Genomic DNA, 17,879 nt, shown 5'->3' on the forward strand with positions numbered 1-17,879 from the left:
GGCTCAGGATACGGCGTATTGCTTCACGGGGCGGCCGTGCAGCATCGCATGCACGGCCGCGACGACGAGCACGTTGACGACGAGGCACACGAGGCCGAGGTTGATGCCACCGAAGTCGACATGGAACACGTAGAAGATCATCGCGAGCACCTGGCCGCAGATCATCCCGGCGCCCACCGCGACGGGCCGCACCTGGCGCCCCGCGAGCAGGATCAGCACGCCCGGCAGGAACTGCGTGACGCCGTAGTACGTGGTGTTGATCAGCGTGAGCATCAGGTTCGGCGTGAGCATCGTCGTTGCGATCGACAGCAGCAGGTAGCCGACGATCACGTATTTCGCCGCACGCTTCTGGCGCGACTCGGGCAGGTTCGGCATCAGGTTGCGCGTGACGATCGGCCCGATCGCGAGGCAGATGCCGGCCAGCACGAGCAGCCCCGACAGCGCGGCGCCGGCCGCGACGAGGCCGATCAGCCAGCCCGGCAGCAAGTGCGTGACGGCGGCGAAGAACGCGTCGTTCGGCGATGCCAGCTTCAGGTTCGCGGTGATCGCGTAGTACGACGCGATCACGAGGAACGGATACATCAGCATGTACAGCGGCATCACGACCTGCGTGCGCCGGATTGCGTTCGGCCCGCGTGCGGTGAAGAAATTCTGCGCGGCAAACGGCATCAGGTAGAAGCCGAGCGACTGGAACAGCATCGTGCTCATCGAGAAGCGGAGCTGCGATCCGCTCATCGTGTTGCTGACTTGCCGGCTCGCCGCGTCGAACACCGGATGCACGCCGCCCACCTGCCACGCGACGGCCACGCCCGTCACGACGATCGCGAGCAGCATCAGGATGTCCTTCAGGATCGCGATGTACGCCGACGCGCGCACGCCGGAGATCGCGATATAGGTGAATGCGAGCGCCGCGCACACGAGGATCAGGTACAGCGGCTCGACGTGCCAGCCGAGTCCCTTGAGCGCCGCGACGAGCCCGGTGAACTGCAGCTGCCCCCACGGGATCAGGAACAGGATCGATGCGCACGCAACGACCAGCTCGAGCCCGCGGCTGCGGAAGTGGCCCTTGAACAGGTCGGGCAGCGTGATCGCGTTGTGGCGCTTGCCGGCCTCCCAGATCTTCGGGCCGACGAAATACCCGATCGGGTAGGCAAGCAGGATGTAGCCGAGGAACCACACGCCGTAGGTCGGCCCTTTCGCGTAGATGCCGCCGGGGAAGCCGACCATCGTGCCGATGCTGTAGATCTCGCCGGCGGTCAGGAAGAACACGAGCGCCGTGCCGAACTGGCGCGACGCGACGAAGAAGTCATGCACGCTCTGCTTGCCGCGGCCGCGGCCGGAACGGATGGCGAGATAGAGCGACAGCGCGATCAGCGCGGCGAAGACGACCGTTGACATGCGCACCTCTGCGAAGGAACGGAAAGCGTGGGGTTCGCCGGAAAGCGCGGGCGGCCGGCGGTCCGCAGGAAGCGGGATGCGTGCGCTACGCGGCACCGCTCGCGCGGCGGTCGAACAGCATCCAGCACGCGAACAGGCAGCCGGACGTCAGCACGAACCACGCGAAGATCCACATGAAGATGAACGGCACGCCCAGCACGTAGCGGTCCTGCGCGGCCACCCAGGGCAGCACGCCGATCACGCCGAGATACGGAATACCGATGCCGATCAGATACCTGAGCATGCGTGTCTCCTCGAAAGCGGGTTCGTACGGAAGGGCCGTACGCGGGGCGGCGGATGTCGCCTGCACGACATCCGGCGTCGAATCCAGTATTCGAAGACAAAAAGGCGCGGGATAGTGCCAGACGCGGGCAATCGCTTGGGCCAGTGGTCCACTGCCCGGCGCGGCACGGTGCTGCTCGATGCCGCTCGATGCCGCTTGGTGCCGCTCGGTGCCGCTCGGTGCCGCTCGATGCCGCTCGGTGCCGCCCGATGCCGCTCGGTGCCGCTCGGTGCCGCTCGGTGCCGCTTGGTGCCGCCCGATGCCGCTCGGTGCCGCTCGGTGCCGCTCGGTGCCGCTTGGTGCCGCTCGGTGCCGCTCGGTGCCGCCCGATGCCGCTCGGTGCCGCTCGGTGCCGCTCGGTGCCGCTCGATGCCGCTCGATGCCGCTCGGTGCCGCTCGGTGCCGCTTGGTGCCGCCCGGTGCCACTCGATGCCGCTCGGTGCCGCTCGATGCCGCTTGGTGCCGCTCAGCGCTGCCCGCTGCCACTCGGTGCCGCCCGGTCAACGCGGCAACGATCGACGCGGCAACGCGCCCCCGCCCCGTCGCGCTCGACGCTTGCCGGTCATGACCCGCGCCGGCATCAGCCGTCGAACGGCATCAGCTCATAACTCGTGCTCCGCCCGCCGGACGACGACCGACGCAGCACGCCATGCTCGACGAGTTCGGTGATGTCCCGCAGCGCGGTGTCTTGCGAGCACTTCGCCAGCGCCGCCCACTTGGTGGAAGTCAGCTTCCCCTCGAAGCCGTCGAGCAGGCGATTCATCACCTTCACCTGGCGTTCGTTCATCGCGAAGCCCGCACAGCGCTGCCAGAAACGCGCCTTGACCAGCACCGCGTCGAGCGTCGTGTGCGCGTGATCGATGGCCCGGCCGAGCGCGGTCAGGAACCACGCGAGCCATTCCGTGACGTCGAGCGAGCCGCGCTGCGTCCGCTCCAGCACGTCGTAATACGCGTTGCGCTCGCGCTGGATTTGCGCCGACAGGCTGTAGAAGCGCTGCGGACTGCGGTCGGCGCGCGCGAGGACCAGATCGCCGAGCGCGCGCGCAATCCGGCCATTGCCGTCGTCGAACGGATGAAGCGTGACGAACCACAGGTGCGCCAGGCCGGCGCGGATCAGCAAGGGCTCGACCGGTGCGGCATTGAGCCACGCGAGAAAACGCGCGATCTCGCCGGCGAGGCGCGCGGCGGGCGGCGCCTCGAAATGCACGCGCTGCCGGCCGATCGGCCCGGACACGACCTGCATCGGCCCGGTGGCATCCGTGCGCCAGCCGCCGACCGTGATCCGCGCCATCCCCGAGTAGCCGGTCGGGAACAGCGCCGCATGCCACCCGAACAGACGGGCGTCCGTGACCGGTGCCGCCGCATGGGTTGTCGCGTCCAGCACCAAGTCGACCACGCCCTCGACGTGACGATCGACCGGCGCCAGCGCACCGATGTCGACGCCGAGCCGGCGCGCGATCGACGACCGGACCGATGCGACGTTCAGGCTTTCGCCCTCGATCGCGCTGGTCTTGACGACGTCTTCCGTCAGCGCGGCCAGGCTGGCCTCGTCGCGCAACGCCAGGCCGACATCCGCCAGCCGCCCGGCCAGCATGCCTTGCGCACGGCTGACGTCGGCGAGTGGCGTCGCCAGTGCCGGGAGGTCGAAGCGCCACGCGGGCCAGTCTGCCGATTCCCAGATGTAGGTGTAATCTCCGCTCATGATGCGGAGATTATCCCACCGATTCACCGCATGGCTCAATATTCTCCGCAAATTCTGCGGAGAATAACCCCCTCATTTCCCGCAACCGCGTGCGTTACCGCGCCCGGCCCGCCCCGCCCTTCCCCGCCGGCGCCGCCTCGCCGAGCCGTTCCGCGAGAAACCCGATGAACGTGCGCAGCGTGACGAACCCTTCCCGATGCTGCGGAAACACCGCATTGAGCGTGATCGGCGACGGCGCATACGCGTCGAGCACCGGCACCAGCGCGCCGCTGTCGAGCGCCGCGCCGACGATGAAATCCGGCAGCAGCGCGATGCCGAGCCCCGCGATCGCCGCGTCGCGCACCACTTCGCCGTTGTTCGCGACGAGCGGCCCCTGCACGTCGAACGTGCGCGCCGCGCCGTCGACGCGGAATTCCCAGCCGATGCGCCGTTCGCGGCCGTACAGCACGCACGTATGGCCGGCGAGATCGGCCGGCGTCTGCGGCGTGCCTTGCCGCTTCAGGTAGGCAGGGCTCGCGCACGCGACCATCCGCCACGCGCCGAGCGCTCGCGCGATCAGCGTCGAATCCTCGAGCGAGCCGATCCGCAGCACGAGATCGAAGCCCTCGCCGATCAGGTCGACGCGGCGGTCGGTCAGGTCGAGGTTCAGCCGCACGGCAGGGTGCGCGGACAGGAACTCGGCGATCAGCGGCGACACGTGCGTGATCCCGAACGACAGCGGCGCGCTGATTTTCAGCGACCCGTGCAGCTCAGTGCTGCGCACCGACATCGCCTGCTCGGCGTCGGCGATCTCCGCGAGGATCCGCTGCGCGCGCGCATAGAACTCGTGCCCCGATTCGGTCACCGCGAGATTGCGCGTGTTCCGGTGCAACAGCCGCACGCCGAGCGACGCCTCCAGCGCCATCGTGCGCCGGCTGACGAACTGCTTGGACAGCATCAGTTGGTCGGCCGCCGCCGTGAAGCTGCCCGCATCGACCGTCGCGACGAAGATCCTGAGATCGTTGAGTTCCATATTGTCCACTCCATAGCGACAGTCATTATCTCTACAGCCATTTATTTGTCAAATCGATTGACCTAAGATTCATCTCAACGAACGGCCGGGCCCACTTCCGAGGTCCGGCGTCTTGAGGAACAAAAATCATGATCGAAATCCGTGCAGCAAACCAACGTGGCCGTGCGGAGCATGGCTGGCTCAGCTCCCGTCATTCGTTTTCGTTCGCGAATTACTACGATCCGAAGCAAGTCGGCTTCTCCGACCTGCTGGTGATCAACGACGACCGCGTCGCCCCGGGCCGCGGCTTCGGCACGCACCCGCACCGTGACATGGAGATCATGTCGTACGTGCTCGACGGCGCGCTGGAACACAAGGACTCGATGGGCACTGGTTCGGTGATCGTGCCGGGCGACGTGCAGCTGATGAGCGCCGGCACCGGCGTACGTCACAGCGAGTTCAACCACTCGCCGGAACTGCCGGTCCACTTCCTGCAGATCTGGGTCGGGCCGTCGGAAAAGGGGGCCGAGCCGCGTTATCAGCAGACCAATGTCACGGCCGGCGACAAGCGCGGCAAGCTCGCGCTCGTCGTCTCGCCGACCGGCGACGCCGGTTCGCTGAAGATCCGGCAGGACACGCGGATCTACGCGGGCCTGTTCGACGGCGATGAACGCGCGACGCTGGAACTGGCGCCGAACCGCTTTGGATACGTGCACGTGGCACGCGGCAGCGTGACGGTCAACGGCGTGACGCTCGGCGAAGGCGACGGCGTGCGCATCCGCGACGAACAGGCGCTGACGTTCGCCGACGGGAAGGATGCCGAAGTGCTGGTGTTCGACCTGCGTCCGGTCGAAGTAACGGCCGAGTGGGCATGACGCCCGTTCGGGAAACCGGGCCCCGCTGAACGCGGGGCCCTTTTAATCGGAGATTCGCAACATGGCCAAGGTACTCGTTCTTTACTACTCGTCCTACGGGCACGTCGAGACGATGGCGCAGCACATCGCGGAAGGCGCGAAATCGGTGGCGGGCGTCGAGGTCACGCTCAAGCGCGTGCCGGAGACGATTCCCGTCGACCAGGCCCGCGCGATCGGCGTGAAGGTCGACCAGGCTGCCCCGGTCGCGACGGTGGACGAACTCGCCGACTACGATGCGATCATCTTCGGCACGCCGACCCGCTTCGGCAACATGGCCGGCCAGATGCGCACCTTCCTCGACCAGACCGGCGGCCTGTGGATGAAGGGCGCGCTCGTCGGCAAGATCGGCAGCGTGTTCGCGTCGACCGGCACGCAGCACGGCGGCCAGGAAACGACGATCACGTCGTTCCACACGACGCTGCTGCACCACGGGATGGTGATCGTGGGCGTGCCGTATGCGTGCAGCGGCCTGGTCAACATGAACGAAATCACCGGCGGCACGCCGTACGGCGCGACCACGCTCGCCGGCGCGGACGGCAGCCGCCAGCCGAGCGCGAACGAGCTCGACATCGCGCGCTACCAGGGCAAGCGCGTCGCGGAACTCGCGAGCAAGCTCGCGTCGTAACGCGGCGGCCCGGCCGTTCGGGCAGCCCCGCACACGCACAAACGGCGCCGGTCGATCCGGCGCCGTTTGCGCTGTGCCCGGGTTCCGGCCGTTACTGGCCCGATGCCGGGGCGGCCGGCGCCGCCTTCGTCCCGGGCGCCTTCTGCGTGGCGTTCTGCGGATAGTTGCTCTGGTCGTTGGTCAACCGGTAGCCGCTGCCCGTGCCGATCGCCTTCAGGTCCGACGCGTGCCGCGCCCGGGCGGCCTTGCGGGCCGCCTTCTTCTGCGCCTTGTCGACCTGCTTCTGCGTCGGCGCGGACGCCGGATCCTGCGCGTATGCCGCCGGCGCGGCGGTCAACAGCAGACCGAACGACGCCGTTACTGCTACTGCCACCGATACCACGCGAGACTGCTTCATGGCCGGATCTCCTTGTCGATTGTTGGTTGTGGGTCGGACACCAGCGCGCACACGACCGCTTGCGGCAACGGCGCCGATGCAACGTTAGCCGATCAGTATTCAGTTGTCCGTGTGCGTTCCTGAATTCTCCCGATAACGGCCACGATACATGCGTACCGCGCGCGCCGTCGTTTCGGCGCCGCGCCGGCGCCATCAGGGAAACCGATAACCCGGCCCCGCCCGCCCGGCGCTCAGACCCAGCGCGACAGCACCGGCAGCAGGATCGGCACGACGAAGGCCGTCAGCACGCCGTTCAGCCCCATCCCGAGCCCGGCGAACGCGCCGGCCTCCTCGCTGACCTGGAACGCGCGCGCGGTGCCGATCCCGTGCGACGCGACGCCGAGCGCGAAGCCGCGCACGGCCGGTTCGTCGACCCGCAGCGCATTGAGGATCCCGCGTGCGCACACCGCCCCGAAAATCCCGGTGGAGATCACGAGCACCGCGGTGAGCGACGGAATCCCGCCGATTTCGGCCGCGACGGCCATCGCGATCGGTGTCGTCGCCGATTTCGGCGCGAGCGACGCGATCGTCTGGTGCGACGCGCCGAACAGCGCAGCGATGCCAACCGCCGACACGATCGCGGTCAGCGAGCCCGCCAGCAGGCCGACCAGCAGCGGCACCGCGGCGCGGCGCAGCTTCGACCACTGGCGGTACAGCGGCAGCGCGAGCGCGACGGTCGCGGGGCCGAGCAGGAAGTGGACGAACTGCGCGCCTTCGAAATACGTCGGATACGGCGTATGGGTGAGCGTCAGCAGCACGACGATCAGCGCGACCGCAATCAGCACCGGGTTAGCGAGCGGGTTGAAGCGCGCCCGTGCATAGACGGCCTGCGCGAGCAGATAGGCGACCAGCGTGATGGTCAGGCCCAGCAACGGGGTTGCGGCGAGATAGACCCAGATCGCGCCGAGTTTCGGGAAGGCCGTCATCGCGTGCCCTCCGCCGCACCGCCCGCGCGCCGCTGGCGGCGCAGCAGCGCGCGCGTGACGAACGCGGTCACCGCGATCGCGAGCGTGGTGCTGACGGCCAGCGCGACGACGACCGCAACCGCATCGCCGCGCACGCGGTCGGCCGACACCATGATGCCGACGCCGGCCGGCACGAACAGCAGCGACAGGTGGCGCAGCAGCTCGAGCGCGGTCGGCTCGATCGCGTCGGCCACCTGCGGGCGCAGCATCACGAAGCCGAACAGCAGCAGCATGCCGATCACCGGGCCCGGCACCGGCAGGCCGAACAGGTAGGACACGCCTTCCCCGAGACACTGGAAGGTCAGCAAGACCGCGAACGCCTGCAGCATGAACGGCTTCTCCCGAACGGGGCCGTGCGGCCGGACGGCCGCGCGACCGATGGCCGGCGGCTTGCGACGCCGGCGTGAACGATACGGGCGATCGTACCAACTTCACGCGCGATCGGACATCGCCGCGTGCGGGTGCGGCCGGGAGACGCCGCCGGGAGCGCGGCGCGCCCTGTACCCCGTCACTGCCCCGGCACGTGAACGCCCTCGCGCCCGGCCGCCGGCTCGGCGCCCTTGCCGCGATACCACACCGCATAGACGACCGACAACACGATCATGAACGGCACGCCGCAGAACAGCGTCATCCGGAACTCGCGCGTGAAATACGTCGTCACCAGCGCCGCGAACATCAGCGCGGCGCCGAGCAGCGACGTGACCGGGAAGCCCCACATCCGGAACGCGAGCACCTGGCCGCGGTGGTGCCGGCGGAAGAACAGGTGCGTGACGAAGATCATCAGCCACGTGAACATCGCGCCGAACATCGACACCGACATCATCATCACGAACGACGTGTCCGGATACAGCACGTTCAGCACGGTCGCGAGCGCGATCCCGATCGCGGACAGGCCGAGCGCCGCCGCCGGCACGCCGTGGCCCGTCAGCCGGCCGAGCGCCTTCGGCGCGTAGCCGGCGCGCGACAGGCTGAACATCATCCGCGTCGTGATGTAGAGCTGGCTGTTCATCGCCGACAGCGCGGCCACCAGGATCACGAAGTTGATCACGCCGGCCGCGCCCGGCACGTGCGTCGCGGCCATCACCTTCACGAACGGGCTTTCGTCGGCGCCGGCCGCCGTCCACGGGACGATCGCCAGCATCAGCGCGAGCGTCAGCAGGTAGAAGAACACAAGGCGCACCATCGTCGCGCGGAACGCGCGCGTGATCGCCTGGTGCGGGTCGCGCGCCTCGCCGGCCGCGACCGCGATCATCTCGATGCTCAGGTAGCTGAAGATCGACACGATCACCGCGACCCACATCCCCCACACGCCCTTCGGAAAGAAGCCGCCGTGCGCCGTGTAGTTCGCGAAGCCGATGCCGGAGCCCGCCGGCGCACCGAACACGACCACCGCGCCGAGCGCGATGAATGCGACGATCGCGGCAATCTTCAGCATCGAGAACACGTACTCGACCGCGCCGAACACCTTCACGCTGACCAGGTTGATGCCGATCAGCGCGGCCGAGAAGCCGACGATCCAGTACCAGCCCGGCACGGCCGGAAACCAGTACTTCATGTACACCGCGATCGCCGTCACCTCGGTGCCGACCGCGAACACGATCGACGCCCAGTACGCGTAGCGCACGAGAAAGCCGGCCCACGGGCTCACGTAGTGCTCGGCATACGCGCCGAACGAGCCCGACGTCGGGTGCGCGACCGTCATCTCGGCGAGGCAGCCCATTAGCAGCAGCGCGATCAGCGCGCCGATCGCATAGCTGACGAGCACGCTCGGCCCCGCGAAGCCAATCGCGAAGCCGCTGCCGAGGAACAGCCCCGTCCCGATCGCGCCGCCGATCGCGATCATCGACAGCTGCCCGGTGGACAGCCCGCGATGCAACCCCTTCTCACGTTCGACGATCGCGTCGAATCCCTGCCGCTGGTTCATGCCGTGTCTCCTTCGTCGAACGCGCCCCGCGTGGTGCGGGACGTCGTCCGATCTCGTTCTGCGTTCTGTTGCGTCGTGTTGCGTCGTACTGCGTGCCGGATTGCGCGGGCCGTCAGGTCACCGACTTGCGCGCGAGGAATGCGTCGGTGTTCCATGCACCGCTCGTCACCACGTCCTTCAGCGCGGCGATCGTGTCCCACACGTCGACGTAGCGCACGTACAGCGGCGCGAAGCCGAAGCGCAGGATGTCGGGCGCGCGGAAGTCGCCGATCATGTTGCGCGCGATCAGCGCCTGCACGATCGCGTAGCCCTGCTCGTGCGCGAGCGACACCTGGCTGCCGCGCTGCGTGGCGTCGCGCGGCGACGCGAGCGTGAAGCCGAGGCCCGCGAGTTCCTGGTCGACGAGCGCGATGAACAGGTCGCCGAGCGCGACGCTCTTGTCGCGCAGCACGTCGAGATCGACGCCGTCGAATGCGTCCAGCGCAGCTTCGAGCGCGATCACGCCGAGCTGCGGCGCGGTGCCCGTCAGCATCCGGTCGATCGCCGGATGCGGCGCGTAGTCGTGCGTGAAGTCGAACGGCTTCGCATGGCCGTGCCAGCCCGTCAGCGGCTGCCGCACGCTCGCGAGATGCCGCGACGCGACGAACACGTAGGCCGGTGCGCCGGGCCCGCCGTTCAGGTACTTGTAGCCGCAGCCGACCGCGAAGTCCGCGTCGCACGCGTTCAGCCCGATCGGCATCGCGCCGGCCGAGTGGCACAGGTCCCACACGCTCAGCGCGCCCGCCTCGTGCGCCTGGCGCGTGACGGCCGCCATGTCGTAGCGCTTGCCGCTCTTGTAGTTCACGTGCGTCAGCGACACGACCGCGACGCTGTCGTCGATCGCCGCGACGATGTCGTCCGGATCGACGCAGCGCAGCTCGCAACCGGTCATCTCGGCGACGCTCGCCGCGATATAAACGTCGGTCGGGAAATTGGTGCGCTCCGCGAGGATCACGCGGCGCCCCGGCCGCATCCGCGTGGCCGCCACCAGCACCTTGAAGAGATTCACCGACGTCGAATCGGCGACGATCACCTCGCCGTCGCCCGCGCCGATCAGCTTCGCGATCTTGTCGCCGGTGCGCTGCGGCGCCGGGTACCAGTCGGCGTCGTTCCACGAGCGGATCAGCCCGTGCGCCCATTCGTGCTGGAGCGCGCGCTGCATGCGCGCCGGCACGTTCGCCGGCATCGCGCCGAGCGAGTTGCCGTCGAGATAGATCGTGTCCGCGGGCAGGTCGAAGCGCGCGCGGCAGTGGGCGAGCGGGTCGGCCGCATCGAGTGCGGCGCAGTGTTCGCGTGTGGTCATGAAATCAGGTTTCCTTCTTGAATGGAGTTCGTCGTAAGGGGCATCAGGCCGCGCGCGACGCCGCGGCCGGCGGCAGGTCGAAGAAGCGCAGCGCGTTGCCGCCGAGGATCTTGGCTTTCGCGGATTCGGAGAGATCGGGATGCTGCTCGACGAGCGAACCGATCCGTTGCTCGCCGAGCGGGAATGGATAGTCGGAGCCGAGCATCACGCGGTCCTCGCCCATCGTGTCGACCAAGAGGCGCAGCGCGCCGCGATCGAATACCGCGCTGTCCACGTGGAAGCGGTCGAGATAGCTGACGGGCGGATGCGGGCAGTCCTCGCGCACGATGTCGCGCTGCTCCCACGCGTTCTGCACGCGGCCGAGCAGGAACGCGAAGCTGCCGCCGCCGTGCGCGAAGCACAGCTTCAGCGTGCGCGGAATCCGCTCGAACGCGCCGGACAGGATCAGCGACACCATGCTGAGCTGCGTCTCGGCCGGCATCGCGACGAGCCACGGCAGCATCCATTTCTTCATCCGGCCGTCGGTCATCATGTCCCACGGATGCACGAGCACCGGAATGCCGTCGTTCGCGCAGTGCGCGAGGAACGTGACGAGGTGTGCGTCGTCGAGGTCGAGCGGCCCGAGATGGTTGCCGATCTGCACGCCGCGATGGCCGGCGCGATGCGCGCGCGTCGCTTCGCGGCACGCGAGCTCGACGTCCTGCAGCGGCACCTGCGCGAGCGCGAGCATCCGGTCGGGCGCATGCGCGCACAGTTCGAGCGCGCGGTCGTTCATCCGCATCGCCCAGTCGTGCGCATCGTGCGGCGCGCTGTCGTAGCCGAACATCACGGGCGTCGCGCACATCAGCTGGATGTCGATGCCGAGCGCGTCCATCTCCTCGAGGCGCGCGGCCGGGTCCCACAGCGCGCGGTAGACCGGGCGAAACGCGCGCTCGCCCGTCATGATCATCCCGTTCTGGCCGTCCGCGTCGATGCGCAGCCACGGCGCGCGCTGCGCGTCGAGGCGCGCGGCTTCTTCCCGCGTAATCGGCGGGAAGAAGTGCGAATGCATGTCGATTCGAAGTGTCATCGTCGTTCTGTCGGTGAAAGGGCGCGGCGGGTCAGGTCGCCTTGCCGGGATGCATATGGCCGCAATGCGCACAGCGGCGCAGCGTGTCCGACGCATAGAACGCGTCGAACAGCGGCGGCAGGTCGTCGACGATGCTCTTGAGCTGCACCTCGACGCGATGGACGAGATGCCCGCACGCGTCGCAGTACCACTCGAACCCGTCGACGACGCCGGCCGGCCTCTGCCGCTCGATCACGAGGCAAGCGCTGCCGGCCTCGGGGCGTTGCGGCGAATGCCGCACGTGCGGCGGCAGCAGGAACATGTCGCCTTCCTTCAGGTCCACGCGTTCGCGCTTGCCGTCGATCCACAGGTGCAGGTACGCGTTGCCGCGCAACTGGTAAAAGAATTCCTCGAACGGATCGTCGTGATAGTCGGTGCGATGATTCGGGCCGCCGACGACGGTCACGATGAAATCGCTGTCCTGCCACACCTGCTGGTTGCCGACCGGCGGCTTCAGCAAGTGCGCATGCTCGTCGATCCAGCGCGAGAAATTGAACGGGGTGCCGTACTTCAGCATGGTCGTCTCCTCCGGGCGGGTGACGCGAAACGCCCCCTCGCCGTGCATGTCATTTTTTCGGCGCGTACGCGATCGCCTTCATCTCGATCAGCAGATGCGGATGCGGCAGCTGATGCACCGCGACCGTCGTGCGCGTCGGGCCCGTTTCGTCGAAATACTCGCCGTACACCGCGTTGTAGCCGGCGAAATCGTTCATGTTCACGAGGAACGACGAGATCTCGACGAGCGACGACAGATCGGCGCCTTCGCTGCGCAGGATGTCGCGGATGTTCTCGATCACCGTGCGCGTCTGCTCGCGGATGTCGAGCTGCACGGTGCCGAGTGCGTCGGCCGACGCGCCCGCGATCGTGTTGTCGGGCCGCCGCGAACTGGTGCCCGACACGAACAGGAAATCGCCCGCACGCGTGATGTGCGGAAAGCGGCCGCGCGGCGTGGCCTTGCCGGGCACGACGCGGCCCTGGATCGAATGGTCTTGGCTCATGATGGTCGAGTGGTGGTGAATTCGGTGCTGCCGAGCCCGTGCACCGTGCAATGCACGTGCGCGCCGGCTGGTAACGCATCGGCGGCCGTCGCCGCCCCGGCCATGATCAGCGAGCCGGCCGGCAGCACGAGCCCGCTCGCCGCGATCAGCCGCGATGCCTGCACGACCGAGCGCAGCGGATCGCCGAGGATCGCGGCGGTCGAGCCGGTCTGGACCACGCGGCCGTTGATCCGCATCACGACGCCTGCATTGCGCAGCCCGTCGAAACGCGTGCTCCACGGGCCGATCGTGAGGCCGGCCGAAGAGCAGTTGTCGGCCACCACGTCCTCCAGCGTGAAGCGGAAATCGCGGTAGCGCGAATCGATGATCTCCATCGCCGGCGCGACGGCTTCCAGGTAGCCGGCTGCTTCGAGCAGCGTCAGCGGCCGGTCGATGTCGCGGCGCGTGAGGAAGCACACTTCCGGCTCGACGCGCGGATGGATGAAGCGCCCGAGCGCGACGTGCCCGCCGTCTTCTTCCAGCATCGTGTCGGTGAGCCAGCCCCAGATCAGGCTGTCGACGCCCATCTGGACCATCTTCGCGCGGCTCGTGAAGCCGAGCTTCACGCCGACCATCGTCTCGCCGCGATCGATGCGGCGCTCGATCGACGCGCGCTGGATCACATAAGCCTCGTCGAGCGAGAACGCGGCGCCGGTCGTCAGTTGCGCGATCGCCTCCGCGTGGCGCGCGGCGTCGTCGACGCGGGCGGCCAGCCTGTCGAGATCGGTCATGCGGCCTCCCGTGCCTTCAGCATGTCGAGCGCGACGTCGACGATCATGTCCTCCTGCCCGCCGACCATCCGCCGCCGGCCGAGCTCGACCATGATGTCGAACGCCGACAGCCCGTATTTCGCGGCGGCCGCTTCGGTGTGGCGCAGAAAGCTCGAATACACGCCCGCATAGCCGAGCGCGAGCGTCTCCCGGTCCACCCGCACCGGGCGCTCCTGCAACGGGCGCACGATGTCTTCCGCCGCGTCGATCAGCTGCTTCACGTCGCAGCCGTGATGCAGCCCGAGGCGGTCGACCGCCGCGACGAACACTTCGAGCGGCGCGTTGCCGGCCCCGGCGCCCATGCCCGTCAGCGATGCATCGATGCGGTCGCAACCGTGTTCGAGCGCGACGATCGAGTTCGCCACACCGAGCGACAGGTTGTGGTGCGCGTGCATGCCCGTCTGCGTGGCCGGGTCGAGCACGGCCTTCAGCGCATCGAAGCGCGCGGCGACATCGCGCATGCCGAGCGCGCCGCCCGAATCGACCACGTACACGCACTGCGCGCCGTAGCTTTCCATCAGCTTCGCCTGTTGCGCGAGCGCGTCCGGCGACGTCATGTGCGACATCATCAGGAAGCCGACGGTGTCCATCCCGAGTTCGCGTGCATACGCGATGTGCTGCTTCGAGATGTCGGCTTCCGTGCAGTGCGTCGCGATCCGCACGATGCGCGCGCCGGCGTCGTACGCGGCGCGCAGGTCGTGCACGGTGCCGATGCCCGGCAGCAGCAGCGTCGCGACCTGCGCACGCTTCACCGTGCCGGCCACCGCCTCGATCCACTGCAGGTCGGTATGCGCACCGAAGCCGTAGTTGAAGCTCGACCCCGACAGCCCGTCGCCGTGCGCGACCTCGATGCTGTCGACGCCCGCGTCGTCGAGCGCGCGCGCAATCGCGACGGCGCTGTCGAGCGAATACTGATGGCGGATCGCATGCATGCCGTCGCGCAGCGTCACGTCCGATAGATAGATCTTGTTCGTCTGGTCGGTCATCGCCGATCTCCCGTCACGCTGCGACGCGGCTGGCCGCGATCTGTTCGGCGGCCGCGAGCGCGGCCGACGTCATGATGTCCAGGTTCCCCGCATACGACGGCAGGTAGTGCGCGGCGCCTTCGACTTCGAGGAACACGCTGACCTTCAGCCCCGCGCGGCGCTCGCCCGCGTCGAACGCGAGCGGCTGCGCGGCCGTGTAGCGGTCGAACTGGACGGCCTGCTTGAGCCGGTAGCCGGGCACGTAGCTCGCGACCGCGTCGACCATCGTGCGGATCGAATGCTCGATCGCGGCGGTGTCGGCGTCTTCGTCGGTCAGGCAGTACACGGTGTCGCGCATCATCAGCGGCGGCTCGGCCGGGTTCAGCACGATGATCGCCTTGCCGCGCGCGGCGCCGCCGACCGTCTCGATCGCCTTCGACGTCGTTTCGGTGAATTCGTCGATGTTCGCGCGCGTGCCGGGGCCGGCCGAGCGGCTCGAGATCGACGCGACGATTTCCGCGTAATGCACCGGCGCGACGCGCGACACCGCGTGCACGATCGGGATCGTCGCCTGGCCGCCGCAGGTCACCATGTTCAGGTTCGGCGCGTCGAGATGTTCGAACAGGTTGACCACCGGCACGACGAACGGCCCGATCGCGGCCGGCGTCAGGTCGATCACCTGCACGCCGTGACGGCCGAGCACCTCCGCATGGCGCGCATGCGCGCCGGCCGAGGTCGCGTCGAACGCGATCCGCACGTCGGCGAATCCGGGCATCGCGACGAGGCCGTCGATCCCGCCGGCGGTGGTCGGCACGCCGAGCCGCGCGGCACGCGCGAGCCCGTCGGAGGCCGGGTCGATGCCGACCATCGCGGCGACGTCCAGATGCTTCGCATGACGCAGCACCTTGATCATCAGGTCGGTGCCGATGTTGCCGGAGCCGATGATGGCCACGGCGAGCTTGTCGAGGTCTTTCATCATTCACGCTCCGGTTGGGTGGAGAAATACGCGCTCACGCTGCCGAGCCCTTCGATCCGCGCGGTGAACACGTCGCCCGGCTGCACGCCGACCATCGGCCCGAGCGCGCCCGTCAGCACGATGTCGCCGGCTTGCAGCGGCGCGCCGACGCGCGCCATCGTGTTCGCGAGCCACAGCGCCGCATGCAGCGGATTGCCGAGGCACGCGGCACCCGCGCCGACGCTCACCGGCTCGCCGCGCCGCTCCATCGCCATCCCGCACTGGATCGCGTCGAACGCACCGAGCGTGACCGGCCGGCTGCCGAGCACGAACAGGCCGCTCGACGCGTTGTCCGCGACCGTGTCGGTCAGGCGGATGTCCCAGTTCGCGATCCGGCTGCCGACGATCTCGATCGCGGGCAACGCATACGCGGTCGCGCCGATCAGGTCGGCCATCGTGTGCCGCTCGTGCGGCAGGTCGCGTTCGAGCACCAGCGCGATCTCCGCCTCGACTTTCGGCTGCTGCGTGCGCGCCAGCGCGATCTCCTCGCCGTCGGCCACTGCCATGTCGTCGAACAGCATCCCGAAGTCGGGTTGATCGACGCCGAGCTGCTTCTGCACGGCCGCCGACGTCAGGCCGATCTTGCGGCCGACGAGGCGCCGCCCCGCGGCGCGCTTGCGTGCGGTATTCGCGCGCTGCACCGCATACGCGGCATCGAGCGCATCGCCGCCGAGCGCCGCGATCGCGTCGCGCACCGGGGCACACGGCACGCCGTCGCGCTCGGCCGCCCACAACGTGTCGGCGATCGCCTGCACCGCATTCCGGTCGAATTCGCTCATGCTCATGCGACCCTCACGCAGACGTTGGTGGTTTCGGAATAGAAATCGAGCGAGTGACGTCCGCCCTCGCGGCCGATGCCCGACAGCTTGGTGCCGCCGAACGGCGTGCGCAGGTCGCGCACGAACCATGCGTTCAGCCACACGATGCCGGTCTCGATCCGTTTCGCGACGCGATGGCCGCGCGCGAGGTGCGTCGTCCACACGCTTGCGGCCAGGCCATACGCGCTGTCGTTCACGCGACGGATCACTTCGTCCTCGCTGTCGAACGGCGCGACGTGGCACACGGGCCCGAAGATCTCCTCGGTCACGCAGCGCGCGGTGTCGGGCAGCCCGGTCCAGATGGTCGGCTGCACGAATGCGCCGTCGTCGCGCGCATCGCCGAACGCCGGCACGCCGCCACCCGTCACGACCGTCGCGCCTTCGTCGACGGCCAGCCGGAAATACGACAGCACCTTGTCGCGATGACCGCGCGAGATCAGCGGCCCCATCGTCGTGGCCGGATCGTCGGGCGCACCGACTTGCAGCGCCTCGGTGCGCGTTTTCAGCGCGGCGACGAAGCGCTCGAAGATCGGCCGCTCGACGTACACGCGCTCGCTGCACAGGCACACCTGCCCGGCATTGGTGAAGCTCGACTTGACGATGCCGTCCACCGCCGCGTCGAAATCGGCGTCGGCGAACACGACCGCTGCATTCTTGCCGCCGAGTTCGAACGAGATGTCCTTCACGCCGTCGGCGACGGCCTTCATGATCGCGCTGCCCGTGCGCGATTCGCCGGTGAACGTGATCGCGTCGATGCCCGGATGGCGCGTGAGGAATTCGCCGGCGGCGGCCGGCCCGTGGCCGTGCACGAGGTTGAACACGCCGCGCGGCAGGCCGACCGCGTCGATCACTTCGGCGAGCAGCGTCGCGGAACCGGGCGTCTCTTCCGACGGCTTCGCGACGACGCAGTTGCCCATCGCGAGCGCCGGCGCGACCTTCCACGTGAACAGCAGCAGCGGCAGGTTCCACGGCGAGATGATGCCGACCACGCCGAGCGGCTTGCGCGTCACGTAGTTGAGATACTGCGCGCCGTCGGCCGTCTGCGATTCGAAGCAGTCGTCGCCGGCCGTACGGACCAGGTCGGCGAACGTGCGGAAATTGGCGATGCCGCGCGCGATGTCGAGCGTGCGGGCCTGCGCGAGCGGGCGGCCGGTGTCGGCCACTTCGGCCGCGACGAAATCGTCGAAGCGTGCCTGGATGCCGTCGGCGATCCGGTGCAGCCAGTCGGCCCGCTGCGCGGGCGTCGTGTCGCGCCAGCCGGCCGCCTGTGCGGCGCGTGCCGCGCGCACGGCGGCGTCGACGCTCGCTTCATCGGCCTCGCAGACGCGGGCGATTTCGCGGCCGTCGACCGGGCTCGTATCCGCGAACGTGCGCGCGGTTTCGACGAACGCGCCGTCGATGTAGTGTCGCAACAGCCGCGGCGTGCGCGCGGCGTCAGTCGTGTCTCGATTCACAGCGTCTCCTGCTCGTATGGACTGTCAGCAGGAGTCTAGGGAAGCCGCGCGAGAAGCGACAATCAAACATTCGGCGCTGGCTATGCTAAACCG

Annotated in this window: 19 protein-coding genes; 2 read left to right on the top strand and 17 right to left on the bottom strand. The window is 68.6% G+C overall.

The features are described from left to right. Positions 1 to 3: 3 nt before the first annotated feature. From BCEP18194_RS05390 to BCEP18194_RS05405, 4 genes are all read right to left on the bottom strand, one after another. On the bottom strand, positions 4 to 1,398 hold the full coding sequence (locus tag BCEP18194_RS05390) for a sodium:solute symporter family protein (RefSeq protein WP_011350314.1): 1,395 nt from the start codon (positions 1,396 to 1,398) through the stop codon (positions 4 to 6). 85 nt (positions 1,399 to 1,483) lie between these two features. Next, complete coding sequence (locus BCEP18194_RS05395; RefSeq protein ID WP_011350315.1) at positions 1,484 to 1,681, bottom strand: DUF3311 domain-containing protein; 198 nt, start codon at positions 1,679 to 1,681, stop codon at positions 1,484 to 1,486. A 619-nt stretch (positions 1,682 to 2,300) separates the two neighbouring features. Continuing rightward, positions 2,301 to 3,422: a Fic family protein gene (locus BCEP18194_RS05400; RefSeq protein ID WP_208860686.1), complete on the bottom strand. Its 1,122-nt coding sequence runs from the start codon at positions 3,420 to 3,422 to the stop codon at positions 2,301 to 2,303. Positions 3,423 to 3,516: 94 nt separating this feature from the next. Then, a complete protein-coding gene (locus BCEP18194_RS05405) occupies positions 3,517 to 4,434 on the bottom strand; it encodes a LysR family transcriptional regulator (RefSeq protein ID WP_011350318.1) in 918 nt (305 codons plus the stop codon). Between the two features lie 128 nt (positions 4,435 to 4,562). Between BCEP18194_RS05405 and BCEP18194_RS05410 the strand changes: the two genes are divergently transcribed. Together BCEP18194_RS05410 and wrbA are read left to right on the top strand one after the other, a co-directional pair. Next, a complete protein-coding gene (locus tag BCEP18194_RS05410) occupies positions 4,563 to 5,288 on the top strand; it encodes a pirin family protein (RefSeq protein WP_011350319.1) in 726 nt (241 codons plus the stop codon). A gap of 61 nt (positions 5,289 to 5,349) precedes the next feature. Next, positions 5,350 to 5,952, top strand: coding sequence for an NAD(P)H:quinone oxidoreductase (gene wrbA, locus BCEP18194_RS05415; RefSeq protein WP_011350320.1), 603 nt, complete (start codon positions 5,350 to 5,352; stop codon positions 5,950 to 5,952). A 91-nt stretch (positions 5,953 to 6,043) separates the two neighbouring features. Here the strand turns inward: wrbA and BCEP18194_RS05420 are convergent, their stop codons facing one another. The 13 genes from BCEP18194_RS05420 to BCEP18194_RS05480 all read right to left on the bottom strand — a co-directional run bounded on the left by BCEP18194_RS05420 (position 6,044) and on the right by BCEP18194_RS05480 (position 17,786). Beyond that, complete coding sequence (locus BCEP18194_RS05420; protein ID WP_011350321.1) at positions 6,044 to 6,349, bottom strand: hypothetical protein; 306 nt, start codon at positions 6,347 to 6,349, stop codon at positions 6,044 to 6,046. Between the two features lie 230 nt (positions 6,350 to 6,579). Next, a complete protein-coding gene (locus BCEP18194_RS05425) occupies positions 6,580 to 7,314 on the bottom strand; it encodes an LrgB family protein (protein ID WP_011350322.1) in 735 nt (244 codons plus the stop codon). After that, on the bottom strand, positions 7,311 to 7,682 hold the full coding sequence (locus tag BCEP18194_RS05430; RefSeq protein WP_011350323.1) for a CidA/LrgA family protein: 372 nt from the start codon (positions 7,680 to 7,682) through the stop codon (positions 7,311 to 7,313). Before BCEP18194_RS05430 ends, BCEP18194_RS05425 begins: the two co-directional genes overlap by 4 nt. Positions 7,683 to 7,861: 179 nt before the next feature. Then, positions 7,862 to 9,277, bottom strand: a complete 1,416-nt coding sequence (locus BCEP18194_RS05435; protein WP_011350324.1) for an amino acid permease — start codon at positions 9,275 to 9,277, stop codon at positions 7,862 to 7,864. A 112-nt stretch (positions 9,278 to 9,389) separates the two neighbouring features. Next, positions 9,390 to 10,619, bottom strand: coding sequence for a kynureninase (gene kynU, locus BCEP18194_RS05440; protein WP_011350325.1), 1,230 nt, complete (start codon positions 10,617 to 10,619; stop codon positions 9,390 to 9,392). Between the two features lie 43 nt (positions 10,620 to 10,662). Next, a complete protein-coding gene (locus tag BCEP18194_RS05445; RefSeq protein ID WP_011350326.1) occupies positions 10,663 to 11,688 on the bottom strand; it encodes an amidohydrolase family protein in 1,026 nt (341 codons plus the stop codon). Positions 11,689 to 11,719: 31 nt separating this feature from the next. Next, positions 11,720 to 12,244: a 3-hydroxyanthranilate 3,4-dioxygenase gene (locus BCEP18194_RS05450; RefSeq protein WP_041492683.1), complete on the bottom strand. Its 525-nt coding sequence runs from the start codon at positions 12,242 to 12,244 to the stop codon at positions 11,720 to 11,722. Positions 12,245 to 12,293: 49 nt separating this feature from the next. Then, positions 12,294 to 12,725 (bottom strand): RidA family protein, encoded by a 432-nt coding sequence (locus BCEP18194_RS05455; protein ID WP_011350328.1) that lies wholly within the window; start codon positions 12,723 to 12,725, stop codon positions 12,294 to 12,296. Beyond that, positions 12,722 to 13,495 (bottom strand): 2-keto-4-pentenoate hydratase, encoded by a 774-nt coding sequence (locus BCEP18194_RS05460; protein ID WP_011350329.1) that lies wholly within the window; start codon positions 13,493 to 13,495, stop codon positions 12,722 to 12,724. The genes BCEP18194_RS05455 and BCEP18194_RS05460 overlap by 4 nt, the downstream gene beginning before the upstream one ends. Next, complete coding sequence (gene dmpG, locus BCEP18194_RS05465) at positions 13,492 to 14,520, bottom strand: 4-hydroxy-2-oxovalerate aldolase (protein ID WP_011350330.1); 1,029 nt, start codon at positions 14,518 to 14,520, stop codon at positions 13,492 to 13,494. The genes BCEP18194_RS05460 and dmpG overlap by 4 nt, the downstream gene beginning before the upstream one ends. A 13-nt stretch (positions 14,521 to 14,533) precedes the next feature. Then, positions 14,534 to 15,478 (bottom strand): acetaldehyde dehydrogenase (acetylating), encoded by a 945-nt coding sequence (locus tag BCEP18194_RS05470; RefSeq protein WP_011350331.1) that lies wholly within the window; start codon positions 15,476 to 15,478, stop codon positions 14,534 to 14,536. Then, positions 15,475 to 16,299, bottom strand: a complete 825-nt coding sequence (locus tag BCEP18194_RS05475; RefSeq protein WP_011350332.1) for a 2-keto-4-pentenoate hydratase — start codon at positions 16,297 to 16,299, stop codon at positions 15,475 to 15,477. Before BCEP18194_RS05475 ends, BCEP18194_RS05470 begins: the two co-directional genes overlap by 4 nt. Next, a complete protein-coding gene (locus BCEP18194_RS05480) occupies positions 16,296 to 17,786 on the bottom strand; it encodes a 2-hydroxymuconic semialdehyde dehydrogenase (RefSeq protein WP_011350333.1) in 1,491 nt (496 codons plus the stop codon). Before BCEP18194_RS05480 ends, BCEP18194_RS05475 begins: the two co-directional genes overlap by 4 nt. Positions 17,787 to 17,879 lie beyond the last annotated feature (93 nt).

Origin of the sequence: Burkholderia lata (genome assembly GCF_000012945.1) — a bacterium.
Lineage (GTDB): Bacteria > Pseudomonadota > Gammaproteobacteria > Burkholderiales > Burkholderiaceae > Burkholderia > Burkholderia lata.

Bases quoted from the DNA above. Each gene is read 5' to 3' on its own strand.
- BCEP18194_RS05390 (WP_011350314.1), bottom strand. From the start codon at position 1,398: ATGTCAACGGTCGTCTTCGCCGCGCTGATCGCGCTGTCGCTCTATCTC.
- BCEP18194_RS05395 (WP_011350315.1), bottom strand. From the start codon at position 1,681: ATGCTCAGGTATCTGATCGGCATCGGTATTCCGTATCTCGGCGTGATC.
- BCEP18194_RS05400 (WP_208860686.1), bottom strand. From the start codon at position 3,422: ATGAGCGGAGATTACACCTACATCTGGGAATCGGCAGACTGGCCCGCG.
- BCEP18194_RS05405 (WP_011350318.1), bottom strand. From the start codon at position 4,434: ATGGAACTCAACGATCTCAGGATCTTCGTCGCGACGGTCGATGCGGGC.
- BCEP18194_RS05410 (WP_011350319.1), top strand. From the start codon at position 4,563: ATGATCGAAATCCGTGCAGCAAACCAACGTGGCCGTGCGGAGCATGGC.
- wrbA (WP_011350320.1), top strand. From the start codon at position 5,350: ATGGCCAAGGTACTCGTTCTTTACTACTCGTCCTACGGGCACGTCGAG.
- BCEP18194_RS05420 (WP_011350321.1), bottom strand. From the start codon at position 6,349: ATGAAGCAGTCTCGCGTGGTATCGGTGGCAGTAGCAGTAACGGCGTCG.
- BCEP18194_RS05425 (WP_011350322.1), bottom strand. From the start codon at position 7,314: ATGACGGCCTTCCCGAAACTCGGCGCGATCTGGGTCTATCTCGCCGCA.
- BCEP18194_RS05430 (WP_011350323.1), bottom strand. From the start codon at position 7,682: ATGCTGCAGGCGTTCGCGGTCTTGCTGACCTTCCAGTGTCTCGGGGAA.
- BCEP18194_RS05435 (WP_011350324.1), bottom strand. From the start codon at position 9,277: ATGAACCAGCGGCAGGGATTCGACGCGATCGTCGAACGTGAGAAGGGG.
- kynU (WP_011350325.1), bottom strand. From the start codon at position 10,619: ATGACCACACGCGAACACTGCGCCGCACTCGATGCGGCCGACCCGCTC.
- BCEP18194_RS05445 (WP_011350326.1), bottom strand. From the start codon at position 11,688: ATGACACTTCGAATCGACATGCATTCGCACTTCTTCCCGCCGATTACG.
- BCEP18194_RS05450 (WP_041492683.1), bottom strand. From the start codon at position 12,244: ATGCTGAAGTACGGCACCCCGTTCAATTTCTCGCGCTGGATCGACGAG.
- BCEP18194_RS05455 (WP_011350328.1), bottom strand. From the start codon at position 12,725: ATGAGCCAAGACCATTCGATCCAGGGCCGCGTCGTGCCCGGCAAGGCC.
- BCEP18194_RS05460 (WP_011350329.1), bottom strand. From the start codon at position 13,495: ATGACCGATCTCGACAGGCTGGCCGCCCGCGTCGACGACGCCGCGCGC.
- dmpG (WP_011350330.1), bottom strand. From the start codon at position 14,520: ATGACCGACCAGACGAACAAGATCTATCTATCGGACGTGACGCTGCGC.
- BCEP18194_RS05470 (WP_011350331.1), bottom strand. From the start codon at position 15,478: ATGATGAAAGACCTCGACAAGCTCGCCGTGGCCATCATCGGCTCCGGC.
- BCEP18194_RS05475 (WP_011350332.1), bottom strand. From the start codon at position 16,299: ATGAGCATGAGCGAATTCGACCGGAATGCGGTGCAGGCGATCGCCGAC.